Origin of the sequence: Kerstersia gyiorum (assembly GCF_048595715.1) — a bacterium.
Taxonomy (GTDB): Bacteria; Pseudomonadota; Gammaproteobacteria; order Burkholderiales; family Burkholderiaceae_B; genus Kerstersia; species Kerstersia gyiorum.
Genome location: NZ_CP169556.1, coordinates 2,616,657 through 2,632,175, shown reverse-complemented (window position 1 = coordinate 2,632,175; position 15,519 = coordinate 2,616,657). Strand labels below are relative to the sequence as shown.

Sequence of the window (15,519 nt, the reverse complement as noted above, 5' to 3'; positions counted from 1 at the left end):
GCGCAGATAAAATGAAACTCTGTTAGAATTCGGCTTGGCGGGCCCCTCCGCATGGTTCGGCGGCGAATCTGGTCAGGTCGGGAACGAAGCAGCCATAGTCGTGCAGAATCAGTGCCGGAGTCAGGCTCGCCTTTTGAATTTCAACAAGCCCGGTGGCGTTAGCGCTACCGGGCTTGTTCGTTTCCGCCCCATGCCGGACAAGCGGCCGGATAATCTGGCAATGTGATCTTGCGCATGTGCCAACAGGCTCTACAATCGCGCAATGAGTTATCTGGTCCTTGCCCGAAAGTGGCGCCCGAAATCCTTTGACACGCTGGTCGGCCAAGACCACGTCGTGCGTGCGTTGACGCACGCGCTGACGACCCAGCGCCTGCACCATGCCTGGCTCTTTACCGGCACGCGCGGAGTGGGCAAAACCACACTGTCGCGCATCCTGGCCAAATCGCTGAACTGCGAAACCGGCATCACGGCCCGCCCCTGTGGATGTTGCCGTGCGTGTACGGAAATTGATGCCGGCCGCTTCGTGGATTACGTCGAGCTGGATGCTGCGTCCAATCGTGGCGTCGACGAAATGACCCAACTGCTCGAACAAGCGGCATATGCGCCCAGCGCGGCGCGCTTCAAGGTCTACATGATCGACGAAGTGCACATGCTTTCCGGGCACGCCTTCAACGCGATGCTCAAGACGCTTGAAGAACCGCCGCCCTACGTCAAGTTCATCCTGGCGACCACTGATCCGCAGAAGATTCCACCCACGGTCCTGTCGCGCTGCCTGCAATTCAACCTGAAGCAGATGTCGGCCGATGCCATCGTGGGCCACCTCAGCCATGTGCTGGGCGAAGAAGGCATTCCCTTCGAGACGCAGGCCCTGTGGCTGATCGCACAGGCGGCCTCGGGCTCGATGCGTGACGCTTTGTCGCTGACTGACCAGGCCATTGCCTACAGCGCGGGCAGCATGACGGACGAAGCCGTGCGCGGCATGCTGGGCACCATAGACCAGCGTCATCTGGTACGACTGCTGGACGCCTTGCTGGCCCAGGATGGTTCCGCCATCCTCGCGGTTGCCGATGAACTGTCCGTGCGCGGCCTGTCGTATTCCGGTGCGCTGGGCGACCTGGCGGTGCTGCTGTCGCGTATCGCCGTCGCCCAGCGTGTGCCGGCCGCGATCTCGGCGGATGATCCCCTGGGGGCGGATATCGTCCGCCTGGCCCAAGGGATGGACGCGGATGCCATCCAGTTGTTCTACACCGTTGCGGTGCATGGTCGCGGCGAGCTGGCGCTGGCGCCGGATGAGTATGCGGGCTTCGTGATGACGGTGTTGCGCATGCTGTCGTTGTCGGCTTCGGCCGGCGGCGCGGCTGGCGTGCCGCCCGTCCCGGGAGGCACGGATACAGGCAATGCCAGGCCGGCCGCTGCGCCGGCGCCCAGCGTTGCGTCTGCCCAGCCCAGCCTGTGCGCGCAGCCCGAGTCGTCCGGGCAATCCAGTGCGACCATGCCGCCTGCACCGGCAAATGCGGGGGCGAGCGCCGTTGCCAACCCGCAGCAGGTTGTTGCTCCTGGCGTTACGTCTGACGTCGCTCCTGTTCCTGTTACGGCCTCGCCGGCTCCGGCTGCCGTTCCGGCAGCGCCTGTCGATCAGGCCGAGCCGATTGGTAGCGCGCAGGCCGCTACGACACCGGTTCAGCCTGCGTCTCGCGCGGCTGCCAGCGCACCCGAGGCCGCTGCGCCATCCGTCACGGCAGATGTTGCGGATGCGGCGGTCCAGGACCAGGACCAGGTGCAGTCCGCCGAGCCAGCCGCTGTAGCGGCCAGCCCGGCTACTGACAGCAAGAATATATCCGGCATGCCGGAAGCAGCGGGTTCCCCTGTCGGGGCGGATGCGCCAGCAAACGCCGCCCGGTCCGACGGCCGTGAGGCGCCTGGGCATATGGCCGGCGGCGATGGCCGCAGCTCGGCTGCCGTGCCGGAGGCTGATAGCCAGCGCCAGGCCAGCCCGGCCATCGCGCGACCGCAGGGAAGGGCGTCCGCTGCGCCGCCAGATGGCGACGTTCCGCCCTGGGATATGGACATTCCTGCCTTTCCGCCGTCCGGCGACGATCTGCAAGCCTATGATGAGCTGGAAGTTTCAGCGCGGCCGCAGCGTGCCGCCGGCAAGGGACGCGCAGCAGAACAGGGGGCAGGCCAGGCAGATAGCCGTGCGGTATCGCGCCGGCCAGCAGAATCGGCACCGCGCCAGACCAGGTCAGCTGCGCCCACGCCGGGCGTCATTGCCCTGGACCGGCCCTGGTATGAGGTTGCGGCCTCGCTGCCCGTGACCGGACTGGCATCGGAACTGGCGCGCCATAGCGAGTGGCTGGGCGTGAAGGGCAATACCATCCGTCTGAAAGTGGCGGCACGAACCCTGGCCGAGGTCAATGGCCGGGACCGCCTGCGGCACTGCCTGGAAGAATATTTCGGTTGCCGGGTCAATCTGGATATCGAGGTTGCGGAAACCGGTGAAGGCACTGCCTACGCCGTGGATGAGGCCGTGCGCGCCGAGCGCCAGCGCGTGGCCGAGGAAACCGTGCAGGCCGATCCTTTTGTGCAGGAACTCGAACGGGATTTCGACGCCCGGGTCTATCCGGGTTCGGTCAGGGCAGTCATGCCCGAGGCGTCCGGCAACGCCTGAGCGTGCCTGGATGCCCCTATTTTCACCAAGCAAGCAAGGAATGACAGCACCATGATGAAAGGTCAAATTGCCGGCCTGATGCGCCAGGCACAGCAAGTGCAGGAAAACATGAAAAAAGCGCAGGAAGCGCTGGCGGAATTGGTCGTGGATGGCGCTTCGGGCGGCGGCCTGGTCAAGGTTTCCATGACCTGCCGTCACGACGTGCGCCGCGTGACCATCGACCCCAGCCTGCTGGGCGAAGACAAGGACATGCTGGAAGACCTGGTTGCCGCCGCATTCAATGATGCGCTGCGCAAGGCCGAGGCCGCCAGCCAGGAAAAGATGTCGGCCGCGACCGCCGGTATGCCGCTGCCCCCGGGCATGAAGCTGCCGTTCTAAGGGCGCAGAGGGATGGATACGCCTGCCGGTGAACCCGCGCCTTTGCGGGAACTGATAGACGCGCTGCGGCGTTTGCCGGGCGTAGGGGTGCGTTCCGCGCGCCGCATGGCGTATCACCTCATGCAGCACGATCAGGACGGCGCCCGCCAGCTTGCCGACAGCATAGGCGGGGCGCTGTCGCGTCTGCGCCGTTGCTCGCGCTGCAACAACTTCACCGAAATGGATCCCTGTGCAATCTGCAGCCACCCCAGGCGGAACCCAGGTTTGCTGTGCGTCGTGGAAACGCCCGCCGACCAGAATACGATAGAAGCCAGCCAGGGGTATCGCGGGCTGTACTATGTATTGATGGGGCGCCTTGCGCCGCTGGAAGGCATCGGGCCGCGCGAACTGGATTTCGACCGGCTGTTGCGCCGGGCGACGGACGGGCTGGTGCGGGAGGTGATCCTGGCCACCAATTTCACGGCCGAAGGTGAAACCACGGCGCATTTTCTGTCCGAAGCCCTGACCGCACGCGGCCTGAAGGTGACGCGCCTGGCACGTGGCGTGCCGGCTGGCAGTGAGCTGGAATATGTGGACGCGGGCACGATCGCCTGGGCGCTGATGGAGCGCCGCAGCGCAGAGTAGTGGCTGGGCCGGGCTGGCCTGTCGTGCCCTGCCTGGAATAAAAAAATGCCTGCTGGACCGAGATGGTCCGGCAGGCGTTTTTCTTGTCTGGCCTGTACGTGGCGCCGGCATGCGCATAGGTGCCAGGCGCCGCTGGGCCAGACGTCAGGCGGCGCGTTGGCGCGCCGCTTCGATCAGGGCGTCCAGCTTGACGGCATCGGCCGAGAAGGCGCGTATGCCTTCGGCCAGCTTTTCCGTGGCCATGGCGTCGTCGTTGAGCTGGGTGCGGAAGGCAATTTCGTTGCACGGCAGCAGGGCAGGCGCTTGCTCGCGCGCGCTGGCGGCATTCAGCCTGGGCTCGACCTCGCCGTTCTGCGCGGCCAGTTCGGTCAGCAGTTCGGGGCTGATGGTCAGGAGATCGCAGCCTGCCAGCGCCAGAATCTGCCCGGCATTGCGGAAGCTCGCGCCCATGATTTCCGTTTCGATGCCGTGGGTCTTGTAGTAGGCGTAGATGTTGCTGACCGACTTGACACCAGGGTCGTTGGCGCCGGCATTGGCGGGCTCGTCCCAGGCGGCGCCGGCTTGCTTCTTGTACCAATCGTAGATGCGGCCCACAAACGGCGAAATCAGCTGCGCGCCGGCATCGGCGCAGGCGACGGCCTGCGGCAGGGCGAACAGCAGGGTCATGTTGCAGCGTATACCTTCGGCCTGCAGAATGCGGGCGGCCTGGATGCCTTCCCAGGTGGAGGCAATCTTGATCAGTACGCGCGAGCGCGGGATGCCGGCTTCTTCGTAGCGGGCGATGATGCCGCGGCCGCGTTCGGCGGTTGCCTGGGTATCGAACGACAGGCGGGCGTCGACTTCGGTCGAGACCCGGCCGGGAATCAGGGCCAGGATTTCGCGGCCGAAGGCGACCAGCAGGTCGTCGAGCAGTTCAGGGGTGGAGGCATCCGGGCGCTGGGCCACCACGCGTTCGAGCAGCGGACGGTATTCCTCTTTTTGCGCTGCCTTGAGGATCAGCGAAGGGTTGGTGGTGGCGTCAGTGGGCTGCAGGGTCCTCAGCGCGGCGAAATCGCCGGTGTCGGCGACGACGGTGGTGTGGCGGCGCAGGGATTCGAGCAACGAAGGCATGGTGGCGGAACTCCGGAGAAAAAGATGTTCTGGGGCGCGGCGGACTGCCCTTGGGGCGGTAACGGTGCGCTGCCGGAAGCGTAGCATTTTGTGCCGTCCTGATGTGGGGCTGGATATCAGGCGGCAGGGGCTTTGCATGGGTGCAGCGGGATGGAAAGGTTCTGTTGCGCCATGGCATCGGAGCATTCCCAAATCGTGCAAGGCGGCAGCCAGTGCGGGAATCTGCGCAGATTCGGTGCTCTGCGGCTGTAAAACTCTGCGAACAGAAGCCAGACGCAAGGTATAATCCAAAGGTTTACTTACCGTTTTTGAACTGGGGCTTATCTTGACCTTGTTGCCGTCCATTTTTCCCGAGGGCGTAGACCAGCTTGCGCCTGCAATTCTCGCATTGGCAGACGGCACGGTTTTCCGGGGTGTTTCCATCGGCGCGCCGGGCCATGCTGTTGGCGAGGCGGTTTTCAATACCGCAATGACGGGCTATCAGGAAGTGCTGACCGATCCGTCCTATACCGGGCAGCTCGTTACCCTGACCTATCCTCATATTGGCAATACCGGCATCAATGCCGAAGATTGCGAGTCGCCGGCCGTCTGCGCCGGCGGCCTGATCGTGCGCGACTGTTCGCTGCGCGTTTCCAACTTCCGCTCGGAAAAATCGCTGCCGGCCTACTTGCGCGAGCAGAATGTCGTCGCCATTTCCGGCATTGATACCCGCAAGCTGACGCGCATCCTGCGCGAAGGCGGCGCCCAGGGCGCCTGCATCCTGGTTGGTGATGACGCCGAGCAGGCCATTGCATTGGCCCGTGCCTTCCCTGGCATGGATGGGCAGAACCTGGGCGAGCAGGTCTCGACCAAGGAAGTGCAGAACTGGAATGAAGGTACCTGGCACCTGGGCGAGGGCTTCCCCGTCCTGGACAACCAGCGTCCCCATGTCGTGGCCTACGACTACGGCGTCAAGCGCAATATTCTGCGTCTGCTGGTCGATGCCGGCTGCCGCGTCACCCTGGTGCCGGCCACCATGCCTGCCAGCGAAGTGCTGGCCATGTCGCCCGATGGCGTGTTCCTGTCTAATGGCCCAGGGGACCCTGCCGCCTGCACGCAGTCCATCGCCGCCGTGCGCGAGCTGCTTGACGCCCGCGTGCCGCTGTTCGGCATTTGCCTGGGCATGCAGCTGCTGGGTCTGGCGCTGGGTGCTCGCACCATCAAGCTGAGTCACGGCCACCACGGCAACAACCATCCGGTCAAGGAACTGGATACCGGCAACGTCTACATCACGAGCCAGAATCACGGTTACGCCGTTGATGCCGATTCCCTGCCGGCCAATGCACGTGTCACGCACATCTCGCTGTTCGACGGCACGCTGCAGGGGGTGGAATTGACAGACAGGCCCGCGTTCGGTTTCCAGGGGCACCCTGAAGCCAGCCCCGGGCCGCGCGACATTGTCGTGCTGTTCAACAAATTCGTCAGCCTGATGACCGCCAAATCCTGAAGACAGCGTTACCATGCCCAAGCGTACAGACATTAAAAGCATCCTCATCATCGGCGCGGGTCCGATCATTATCGGCCAGGCTTGCGAATTCGATTATTCCGGCGCCCAGGCCTGCAAGGCCCTCAAGGCTGATGGCTACCGCACCATTCTGGTGAACAGCAACCCTGCCACCATCATGACGGACCCGGAAACGGCGGACGTCACCTATATCGAGCCCATCACCTGGCAAGCGCTGGAAAAAATCATCGAGCGCGAGAAGCCCGATGCCCTGCTGCCGACCATGGGCGGTCAGACCGCGCTGAATTGCGCGCTGGACCTGGCCCGTGAAGGCGTGCTGGATCGCCATGGCGTCGAATTGATCGGCGCCAATGCCAAGGCCATCGAAAAGGCCGAAGACCGCCAGCTGTTCAAGCAAGCCATGACCGACATCGGCCTGGAATCGGCCAAGTCCGGCGTGGCGCACTCGATGGACGAAGCCTGGGATGTGCAGCGCCGCATCGCGGCCGATGTCGGCACGTCCGGTTTCCCCGTGGTCATCCGTCCCAGCTTCACGCTGGGTGGTACCGGTGGCGGCATTGCTTACAACGCTGAAGAATTCGAAACCATCTGCCGTCGCGGCCTGGAAGCTTCTCCGACCAAAGAACTGCTGATCGAAGAATCGCTGTTGGGCTGGAAGGAATTCGAGATGGAAGTCGTCCGCGACAAGGCGGACAACTGCATCATCGTCTGCTCCATCGAAAACCTGGACCCGATGGGCGTGCATACGGGCGACTCCATCACCGTGGCGCCGGCTCAGACGTTGACGGACAAGGAATACCAGATCATGCGCAACGCGTCTATCGCGGTGCTGCGTGAAATCGGTGTGGATACCGGCGGTTCCAACGTGCAGTTCGCGGTCAACCCCAAGAACGGCCGCATGATCGTCATCGAGATGAACCCGCGCGTATCGCGTTCCTCGGCGCTGGCGTCCAAGGCCACCGGTTTTCCGATCGCCAAGGTGGCGGCGCGTCTGGCCGTGGGCTATACGCTCGACGAGCTGCGCAATGAAATCACCGGCGGCGCGACGCCGGCCTCCTTCGAGCCGACCATCGACTACGTGGTCACCAAGGTGCCGCGTTTCGCTTTCGAAAAATTCCCCTCGGCAGATTCGCGCCTGACCACGCAGATGAAGTCGGTCGGCGAAGTCATGGCCATCGGTCGCACCTTCCAGGAATCCTTCCAGAAAGCCTTGCGCGGCCTGGAAGTCGGCGTCGACGGCCTGAATCAGAAGACGACGGACCGTGAAAAGCTGCAGGTCGAGCTGGGCGAACCCGGCCCGGAACGCATCTGGTACGTGGGCGACGCTTTTGCCCAGGGCTTCAGCCTGGAAGAAGTGCACCAGCTGACCAGCATCGACCCGTGGTTCCTGGCGCAGATCAAGGAAATCGTCGATATCGAGCTGGCGCTGGAACAGCGCACGCTGGCCGATCTGGATGCCGTCAGCCTGCGTGAACTGAAGCGTCGCGGTTTCTCCGATCGTCGTCTGGCGTTCCTGCTGGATACCTCCGAAGGCGAAGTGCGCAAGCTGCGTCACCAGCTGGATATCCGTCCGGTGTACAAGCGCGTTGATACCTGCGCAGGCGAATTCGCTACGCGCACGGCGTACATGTACTCCACCTACGAGGAAGAGTGCGAAGCGGCGCCGTCGGATCGCAAGAAAATCATCGTGCTGGGTGGCGGGCCGAACCGCATCGGCCAGGGCATCGAGTTCGACTACTGCTGCGTGCACGCAGCGCTCGCCCTGCGCGAGGATGGCTACGAAACCATCATGGTCAACTGCAACCCGGAAACCGTCTCCACCGACTACGACACTTCCGATCGCCTGTACTTCGAACCACTGACGCTCGAAGACGTGCTGGAAATCGTCAACAAGGAACAGCCGGTCGGCATGATCGTCCAGTATGGCGGCCAGACTCCGCTGAAACTGGCGCGTGCCCTGGAAGCCAATGGCGTGCCCATCATCGGTACCAGCCCGGAATCCATCGACGTTGCCGAAGATCGCGAACGCTTCCAGAAGCTGTTGAACAAGCTCGGCCTGCGCCAGCCTTCCAACCGCACCGCACGCACCGAGGCGGAAGCCCTGGCGCATGCCGGCGAAATCGGCTATCCGCTGGTGGTGCGCCCAAGCTACGTGCTGGGTGGCCGCGCCATGGAAATCGTGCACGAGCAGCAGGACCTTGAGCGCTACATGCGCGAGGCCGTGAAGGTCAGCAACGACTCTCCGGTGTTGCTGGATCACTTCCTGAACAACGCGACCGAAGTCGACGTGGATTGCATTTCCGATGGCGAGACCGTTTTCGTCGGCGGCGTGATGGAGCACATCGAACAGGCTGGCGTGCACTCGGGCGACTCTGCTTGCAGCCTGCCGCCGTATTCGCTGTCCGAAGATGCTGTGGCGGAAATCAAGCGCCAGACCGCGCTGATGGCCCGTGCGTTGAACGTGAAGGGCTTGATGAACGTGCAGTTCGCTATCCAGGACGGCGATGTCTACGTGCTGGAAGTGAACCCGCGCGCTTCGCGTACCGTGCCTTACGTCTCCAAGGTCACCGGCCTGCAACTGGCGAAGATCGCCGCGCGTGTCATGGCAGGCAAGACGCTGGCCGCCCAGGGTGTCGAGCGCGAAGTGGTGCCGTCTTACTTCTCCGTGAAGGAAGCGGTGTTCCCCTTCGTGAAGTTTCCTGGCGTCGATACGTTGCTCGGACCGGAAATGAAGTCCACCGGTGAAGTCATGGGTGTGGGCGCCACGTTCGGCGAAGCCTTCGTCAAGGCACAGTTGGGCGCAGGGGAGCGCCTGCCCGCTTCCGGCACGGCCTTCATCAGCGTGCGCAACCGCGACAAGGCCCGCGCCGTCGAGGTGGCCCGTGGCCTGCATGCGCTGGGTTTCAAGCTGCTGGCCACGCGTGGCACGGCGGCTGAACTCGAAAACGCCGGCATCCCGGTGCAGGTGGTCAACAAGGTGACGGAAGGCCGTCCGCACGTGGTGGACATGCTGAAGAATGGCGAAATCAACCTGGTGATCAACACCGTGGAAGAGCGCCGCAATGCCATCGCCGACTCGCGCGCCATCCGCACCCATGCGCTGGCTGCGCGTGTGATGCAGTTCACGACCATCGCCGGCGCCCGCGCTGCGGTGGAAGGCCTGCAGTATCTGCACCAAGGCGGTGGCCTGCAGGTTTACTCGCTGCAGGGCTTGCACGAAGACCTGCGCAAGCAGCAGGCCTGATAGCCAGAGTCTAACGAGGCGGCGATGAGGATTTTCTTCTCGCCGCCTTTTTTGCGGCCTGCTGTTTTGACGGCGGGTGCATTTTTCCTGATCCTGGCTGGAGTCGGGCGCGGCAGGCAGCCGCGTCCGGGGCTGGGAACGGCGGCAAGTTCTTCTTGGTTTTTTCTGGAGTTTCCGTATGTCTGGTAGTTATTTCCCGCGCTGGCGGCTGGCTGATCCGGCCCAGTCGGTTATCGGTCCCGAAGACCGGCTGCCATGGCCGCAAACGGCGGCCATGGGGGTGCAGCACGTGGTCGCGATGTTCGGCTCGACCGTGCTGGCCCCATTGCTCATGGGCTTTGATCCCAACGTCGCGATTCTGATGTCTGGTGTCGGCACGCTGTTGTTCTTCCTGTTCGTCGGCGGCCGAGTTCCCAGCTACCTGGGTTCCAGCTTCGCATTCATCGGCGGGGTGATTGCCGTGACAGGCTACGCCGGCGGCGGGCCAAACCCCAATATTGCCGTGGCGCTGGGAGCCATCATCGCCTGCGGCCTGGTCTATACGCTGATTGGTCTGCTTGTGTGGTGGTACAACAGCAAGACCCGCGGCGGTGCAAGCATCCTCATCGAAAAGCTGATGCCGCCGGTCGTGACCGGCGCCGTGGTGGCGGTGATTGGCCTGAATCTTGCACCCATCGCGGCCAAAGGGGCCATGGGTGGGTCTACCTTCGATGCCTTGATGGCCCTGGCGACCATGCTCTGCGTTGGCGGCGTGGCCGTGTGGACTGGCGGCATGGTGCAGCGTTTGCTGATCCTGGTAGGCTTGTTCCTGGCCTGCGTGCTGTATTTCCTGCTGACGAATGTCGCGGGCCTGGGTACGCCGATAGATTTCACCCTGGTCTCGCAGGCGGCATGGATCGGCTTGCCGACCTTTCATGCACCAGAGTTCCAGTGGACAGCCATGGGCCTGATCGCACCAGTCGCCGTCATCCTGGTGGCGGAGAACCTGGGGCACATCAAGGCGGTCAGCGCCATGACGGGCAAGGATCTCGATAGCTACATGGGTCGGGCATTCGTCGGTGACGGCGTGGCCACCATGATTTCCGGCAGCGTGGGCGGGACGGGTGTGACGACCTACGCGGAAAACATCGGCGTGATGGCTGTTACTCGCATCTATTCCACCCTGGTTTTCGTGGTGGCGGCACTGTTTGCCTGCGTGCTGGGGTTCTCGCCCAAGTTCGGTGCCCTCATCCAGACGATCCCCGGCCCGGTGCTGGGCGGGGTGTCGGTGGTGGTGTTTGGCCTGATCGCGGTCGCTGGTGCCCGTATCTGGGTGGTGAACAAGGTGGATTTCAGCGACAACCGCAACCTGATTGTCGCGGCCGTTACGCTGGTCATGGGAGCGGGTGATTTCTCGCTGTCCATCGGCAATTTCACGCTTAACGGTATCGGGACGGCTACCTTCGGCGCGATCATTCTGTACGCCTTGTTGCGCAGCCGCAAAACGGCCGTCCAGCCTTGAGGCCCGCTCCGGTGCGCGCGCAGGGCCGCGAATCAGCGCCTTGGCGCGCGCCGCCGGAGATGTTTGCAGAAAGCCCCTAGGGTACTTGCTTTTCCCTGCAAGTTTGCCGACAATGTCATTAACGCACACCCCGGTTCAGTACGTTCCGGGGTTTTGTTTTGTGGTGTTCAGGGTTCTCCTGGATGCCTGGGGCCTGCTGCTGGCCTGTGGCCAGCGCGTAGGCGCGCCATGAAGGCCGCGCAGAGAACGCCCCGGTTTCCGCCAGTCAGGCGGAACCAGATTTTCTCCGATTTCTTTCGCGGCTGGCGGCAACGCCGGCCCGCGATTTTGCTGGCCCGATCTGCTTGGCAGATCGGGTTTTTTCCAGGTGGCGAGGGGTTTCGTCGCCTGGTGATGAACGCCCGTACAGGCTTAGACCGGTACGGTTCTAGTCTAGGCGCCTTATCCTTGAGGCAAGGCGCTGTTTGTTGTGTAGGAAGAGACATGCCTGCTATTCCGTTGACTGCGAGTGGCGTTGAACGTCTGCAAGCCGAATTGCATCAGTTGAAAACCGTTGAACGTCCCACTGTAATTGCGGCGATCGCCGATGCACGGGCCCAGGGCGACCTGTCGGAAAATGCCGAGTACGATGCGGCGCGTGAGCGTCAGGGCTTCATTGAAGGCCGGATCGCCGAGCTGGAAGGAACGCTGTCAAACGCGCAAATCATCAATCCGTCCGAACTGGACGGCGAGGGCCGGGTGGTGTTCGGCGCAACCGTGGAAATCGAAGACCTGGAAAGCGAAGTCCGGGTGGTGTACCAGATCGTGGGTGACGTCGAAGCGGATATCCGCGCGAACCGCATTTCGGTTTCCAGTCCGGTGGCCCGTGCGCTGATCGGCAAGAGTGCTGGTGACGTCGTTGAGGTCAACGCGCCATCCGGTCTCAAGGAGTATGAAATCATCAGCGTGCGCTACGCCTGAAAGGCAGCGCGCGGTGACTCTGGCCGGCGGCGCAGCGATGCGCCGTTGGCAAAGCAGAAATGACGGGCCATCTGGCCCGTTTTTGTTGGCTGCGCGCAATGCGCGGTGCCGGACGGGCCTGTGGCGGCCCGTCATGCGTAGCTCAGCGGCCGCGACGTGCGCCAGCGCGCAGTGTCATCGAGCTGCCGCGACGGACATTGCCGCCCAGGCTGCTGCGGCCAGCGGTCTTGCTCTTGTGCAGGGTGGGGCGGGCCGGGCGGTCGGTGTCGTAGGGATCCCTGCGCGCCGGTTTGGCCGGTTCGGCATTGGCCTGGCGGCGCGACGCAGGCTTGGGAGCACTGCGGCCAGCTGCAGCCTGTTTCTTGGGCACGTAGACATCGTTGTTGCGGCGGCCCTGGGCTTGCGTTTCTTTTTCGACGGTGGGACGGTACAGAATCAGCATCTTGCCGAGGTGATGCACCAGGGCGCAGGAGAGCTGCTCGCAGATCGTGGCGATGATTTCTTCGCGGCTTTCGCGATCTTCGCCGCCCGCGCGTACTTTGATCAGCCCATGGGCGTTAAGATTGCGGTCGATTTCCTGAATAACGGCGTCAGTCAGCCCGCGATCCCCGATCAGTACGACCGGGTGCAGGGAGTGGGCGGCGGCGCGCAGGGCGCTGCGCTCGCGTGGAGTGATTTCTAGATTCGGCATGAACCGGATTGTACGAGAATGGCTAAGAAGAAATTTTCTAAAAGTTGGTTGCAACAGCATATTAACGACCCTTATGTGAAAATGGCACAACAGAAGGGCTATCGCGCGCGTGCGGCGTTCAAGCTGATCGAGATTCTCGACAGTGAAAAGTTGATGCGCCGAGGGGATGTGGTGGTTGATCTCGGTGCTGCGCCGGGCAGTTGGTCCCAGGTTGCACGCGAGCGGCTGGTGGGCGCGGGCGGAACGGTTGACGGTCGTATCGTGGCGCTGGACCTGTTGCCGATGGAACCCATCGCAGGGGTTACCTTCATCCAGGGGGACTTCCGGGAAGACGAAGTGCTGCGCCAGCTTGAAGAAGAGCTGCAAGGCGCCGCCGTGGATCTTGTTATTTCCGATATGGCCCCCAATCTATCCGGTGTGGGCGCTGCAGATTCGGCACGCATCCAGCATGTGTGCGAACTGGCGCTCGAATTTGCGCAGGCGCATCTCAAGCCGGATGGCGCGTTGATCGTCAAGGCGTTCCATGGCAGTGGGTTCTCACAAATTGTTGCCGATTTCAAGGGAGTGTTTCGCCGGGTGGTGGAGCGCAAGCCCAAGGCCTCGCGCGACAAATCCTCGGAAACCTTCATCGTCGGTGTCGGCCTGAAACCGTGAAATGGCGTGTTTCGGTGCGTTGCGTCGTTGACAGTAACGCGGTTGCGCTCTTTTTCACCTTCAGAAGGTGCTTCCCGGCAGGACAGGCCGGCGAACAGGCTGAAGGGATCTGAAATGCCCGTTTCCAGACGATCTTGCGCAGGCAGGGTAGAATGGGACATATTGACAAACTCATGACGGCGCAGCGAGGGGGCTTGCCGCGTCATCTGGTCGGAATCAGAGCAGGAGATCGACCTTGAACAATTCGTTTTCCAAAGTGGCCGTGTGGATGGTGATTGCACTCGTCCTCTTCACGGTCTTCAAGCAGTTTGATAGCCGCGCGCCCAGTCAGGACCGCGTGAGCTACACGCAGTTCATGGAGGACGCGCGTGGGGGGCGCATTCGTTCCGTGGACGTGCAGGGCGACACGCTGATCGTGACGCCGGACGCAGGCCGTCCGTACTCCCTGACGGCGCCGGGCGACCTGTGGATGGTGCCTGACCTGATGAAGTACGGGGTGCAGGTGTCGGGCAAGCCGCGTGAAGAGCCGTCCATGCTGATGAGCATCTTCATTTCCTGGTTCCCGATGCTCCTGCTTATCGGGGTCTGGGTCTTCTTCATGCGTCAGATGCAGGGTGGCGGGCGCGGGGGCGCCTTCAGCTTCGGCAAATCGCGTGCGCGCATGCTGGATGAAAGCAACAACACCGTAACGTTCGCCGACGTTGCCGGTTGCGATGAAGCCAAGGAAGATGTTCAGGAAATCGTCGATTTCCTGCGCGACCCGAGCAAATTCCAGAAGCTGGGCGGCCGGATTCCCCGTGGCGTGCTGATGGTGGGCTCGCCCGGTACCGGCAAGACGCTGCTGGCCAAGGCCATCGCCGGCGAAGCCAAGGTACCGTTCTTCAGCATTTCCGGTTCCGACTTCGTTGAAATGTTCGTCGGCGTGGGCGCTGCCCGCGTGCGCGACATGTTCGAAAACGCCAAGAAGCATGCGCCTTGCATCATCTTCATCGACGAAATCGACGCAGTCGGCCGCCAGCGTGGCGCCGGCCTGGGCGGCGGTAACGACGAGCGCGAACAGACGCTGAACCAGATGCTGGTGGAAATGGACGGTTTCGAATCCGGCCAGAGCGTGATCGTGATCGCCGCGACCAACCGTCCCGACGTGCTGGACCCGGCGCTGACGCGTCCAGGCCGCTTCGATCGCCAGGTCGTGGTGCCGCTGCCCGACGTCCGTGGTCGCGACCAGATCCTCAAGGTGCACATGCGCAAGGTGCCGGTGGCGCCGAACGTGGATGCTCACGTGCTGGCCCGTGGCACGCCTGGCTTCTCGGGCGCCGACCTGGCCAACCTGGTTAATGAGGCCGCGCTGTTTGCTGCCCGCCGCAATGGCCGCACCGTGGACATGGTTGACTTCGAAAAGGCCAAGGACAAGATCATCATGGGTGCGGAACGCCGCTCCATCGTGATGCCCGAGGAAGAGCGCCGCAACACGGCCTACCACGAGTCCGGCCACGCCGTCGTGGCGCGTTGCCTGCCCAAGACCGATCCCGTACACAAGGTCACCATCATCCCGCGCGGTCGTGCGCTGGGCGTGACGATGCAACTGCCGGAAGGCGACCGCTACAGCATGGACAAAGAGCGCTTGCTCAATACCATCGCCGTGCTGTTCGGCGGCCGTATTGCCGAAGAAATCTTCATGCACCAGATGACCACTGGCGCCTCGAACGACTTCGAACGCGCCACGGCCATCGCCCGCGACATCGTGACGCGTTACGGCATGACGGAATCCCTGGGCCCGATGGTCTATGCGGATAACGAAGGCGAGGTATTCCTCGGCCGCAGCGTGACCAAGACGACCAATATGTCCGAAGCCACCATGCAGAAGGTCGATGCGGAAATCCGCAAGATCATCGACGAGCAGTATGCCGTGGCACGCAAGATCCTCGAAGACAACCGCGAGAAGGTCGAAGTCATGACCAAGGCGCTGCTGGAATGGGAAACCATCGACTTCGACCAGATCGAGGACATCATGGCCGGGCGCAAGCCTCGTCCTCCCCACGTGCCGGATGCCCCCAGCGACAGCAACGGCAACGATGCCGCGCCTGGCGCGCCGTCGGCTGGCGTGAAGTCCGGGGAAGACGACGCCGCTGGCAACAGTGCGCCCTCGTCGCCGACGGTCTGATTATTGCGGTACAAATTCTGC

The 15,519-nt window shown here is 63.0% G+C and carries 11 protein-coding genes and 1 other RNA gene; 10 read left to right on the top strand and 2 right to left on the bottom strand.

All coding sequences use genetic code 11. The features are described 5' to 3' along the window. Positions 1–36 precede the first annotated feature (36 nt). From ffs to recR, 4 genes are all read left to right on the top strand, one after another. Positions 37–134, top strand: an RNA gene (ffs, locus tag ACEW7X_RS11460) — signal recognition particle sRNA small type. Between the two features lie 128 nt (positions 135–262). After that, entirely contained in the window at positions 263–2,668 is a 2,406-nt protein-coding gene (gene dnaX, locus ACEW7X_RS11455; RefSeq protein WP_253102244.1) for a DNA polymerase III subunit gamma/tau, read from the top strand. Between the two features lie 51 nt (positions 2,669–2,719). Beyond that, complete coding sequence (locus tag ACEW7X_RS11450) at positions 2,720–3,046, top strand: YbaB/EbfC family nucleoid-associated protein (protein WP_068370245.1); 327 nt, start codon at positions 2,720–2,722, stop codon at positions 3,044–3,046. Between the two features lie 12 nt (positions 3,047–3,058). Then, entirely contained in the window at positions 3,059–3,670 is a 612-nt protein-coding gene (gene recR, locus ACEW7X_RS11445; protein WP_253102242.1) for a recombination mediator RecR, read from the top strand. Between the two features lie 144 nt (positions 3,671–3,814). Here recR and tal read toward each other — a convergent pair whose 3' ends face one another. After that, a complete protein-coding gene (gene tal / locus ACEW7X_RS11440; protein WP_127774733.1) occupies positions 3,815–4,780 on the bottom strand; it encodes a transaldolase in 966 nt (321 codons plus the stop codon). Between the two features lie 331 nt (positions 4,781–5,111). Between tal and carA the strand changes: the two genes are divergently transcribed. The 4 genes from carA to greA all read left to right on the top strand — a co-directional run bounded on the left by carA (position 5,112) and on the right by greA (position 11,989). After that, positions 5,112–6,266: a glutamine-hydrolyzing carbamoyl-phosphate synthase small subunit gene (carA, locus tag ACEW7X_RS11435; protein WP_068370465.1), complete on the top strand. Its 1,155-nt coding sequence runs from the start codon at positions 5,112–5,114 to the stop codon at positions 6,264–6,266. Positions 6,267–6,279: 13 nt separating this feature from the next. Continuing rightward, complete coding sequence (carB, locus tag ACEW7X_RS11430; protein ID WP_068370239.1) at positions 6,280–9,528, top strand: carbamoyl-phosphate synthase large subunit; 3,249 nt, start codon at positions 6,280–6,282, stop codon at positions 9,526–9,528. A gap of 178 nt (positions 9,529–9,706) precedes the next feature. Next, positions 9,707–11,029, top strand: a complete 1,323-nt coding sequence (locus tag ACEW7X_RS11425) for a solute carrier family 23 protein (protein ID WP_068370237.1) — start codon at positions 9,707–9,709, stop codon at positions 11,027–11,029. A 483-nt stretch (positions 11,030–11,512) separates the two neighbouring features. After that, complete coding sequence (greA, locus tag ACEW7X_RS11420; RefSeq protein ID WP_068370234.1) at positions 11,513–11,989, top strand: transcription elongation factor GreA; 477 nt, start codon at positions 11,513–11,515, stop codon at positions 11,987–11,989. A 142-nt stretch (positions 11,990–12,131) separates the two neighbouring features. Here greA and ACEW7X_RS11415 read toward each other — a convergent pair whose 3' ends face one another. Next, a complete protein-coding gene (locus tag ACEW7X_RS11415; RefSeq protein ID WP_420177204.1) occupies positions 12,132–12,680 on the bottom strand; it encodes a YhbY family RNA-binding protein in 549 nt (182 codons plus the stop codon). Between the two features lie 18 nt (positions 12,681–12,698). Between ACEW7X_RS11415 and ACEW7X_RS11410 the strand changes: the two genes are divergently transcribed. Beyond that, complete coding sequence (locus ACEW7X_RS11410) at positions 12,699–13,334, top strand: RlmE family RNA methyltransferase (RefSeq protein WP_068370230.1); 636 nt, start codon at positions 12,699–12,701, stop codon at positions 13,332–13,334. 235 nt (positions 13,335–13,569) lie between these two features. Then, complete coding sequence (gene ftsH, locus ACEW7X_RS11405; protein ID WP_068370228.1) at positions 13,570–15,498, top strand: ATP-dependent zinc metalloprotease FtsH; 1,929 nt, start codon at positions 13,570–13,572, stop codon at positions 15,496–15,498. Positions 15,499–15,519 lie beyond the last annotated feature (21 nt).

What these genes read in the sequence shown, in the direction of transcription:
- ACEW7X_RS11410 (WP_068370230.1), top strand. Translation starts at nt 12,699, where the DNA reads ATGGCTAAGAAGAAATTTTCTAAAAGTTGGTTGCAACAGCATATTAAC.
- ACEW7X_RS11415 (WP_420177204.1), bottom strand. Translation starts at nt 12,680, where the DNA reads ATGCCGAATCTAGAAATCACTCCACGCGAGCGCAGCGCCCTGCGCGCC.
- ACEW7X_RS11450 (WP_068370245.1), top strand. Translation starts at nt 2,720, where the DNA reads ATGATGAAAGGTCAAATTGCCGGCCTGATGCGCCAGGCACAGCAAGTG.
- ACEW7X_RS11425 (WP_068370237.1), top strand. Translation starts at nt 9,707, where the DNA reads ATGTCTGGTAGTTATTTCCCGCGCTGGCGGCTGGCTGATCCGGCCCAG.
- recR (WP_253102242.1), top strand. Translation starts at nt 3,059, where the DNA reads ATGGATACGCCTGCCGGTGAACCCGCGCCTTTGCGGGAACTGATAGAC.
- dnaX (WP_253102244.1), top strand. Translation starts at nt 263, where the DNA reads ATGAGTTATCTGGTCCTTGCCCGAAAGTGGCGCCCGAAATCCTTTGAC.
- tal (WP_127774733.1), bottom strand. Translation starts at nt 4,780, where the DNA reads ATGCCTTCGTTGCTCGAATCCCTGCGCCGCCACACCACCGTCGTCGCC.
- carB (WP_068370239.1), top strand. Translation starts at nt 6,280, where the DNA reads ATGCCCAAGCGTACAGACATTAAAAGCATCCTCATCATCGGCGCGGGT.
- greA (WP_068370234.1), top strand. Translation starts at nt 11,513, where the DNA reads ATGCCTGCTATTCCGTTGACTGCGAGTGGCGTTGAACGTCTGCAAGCC.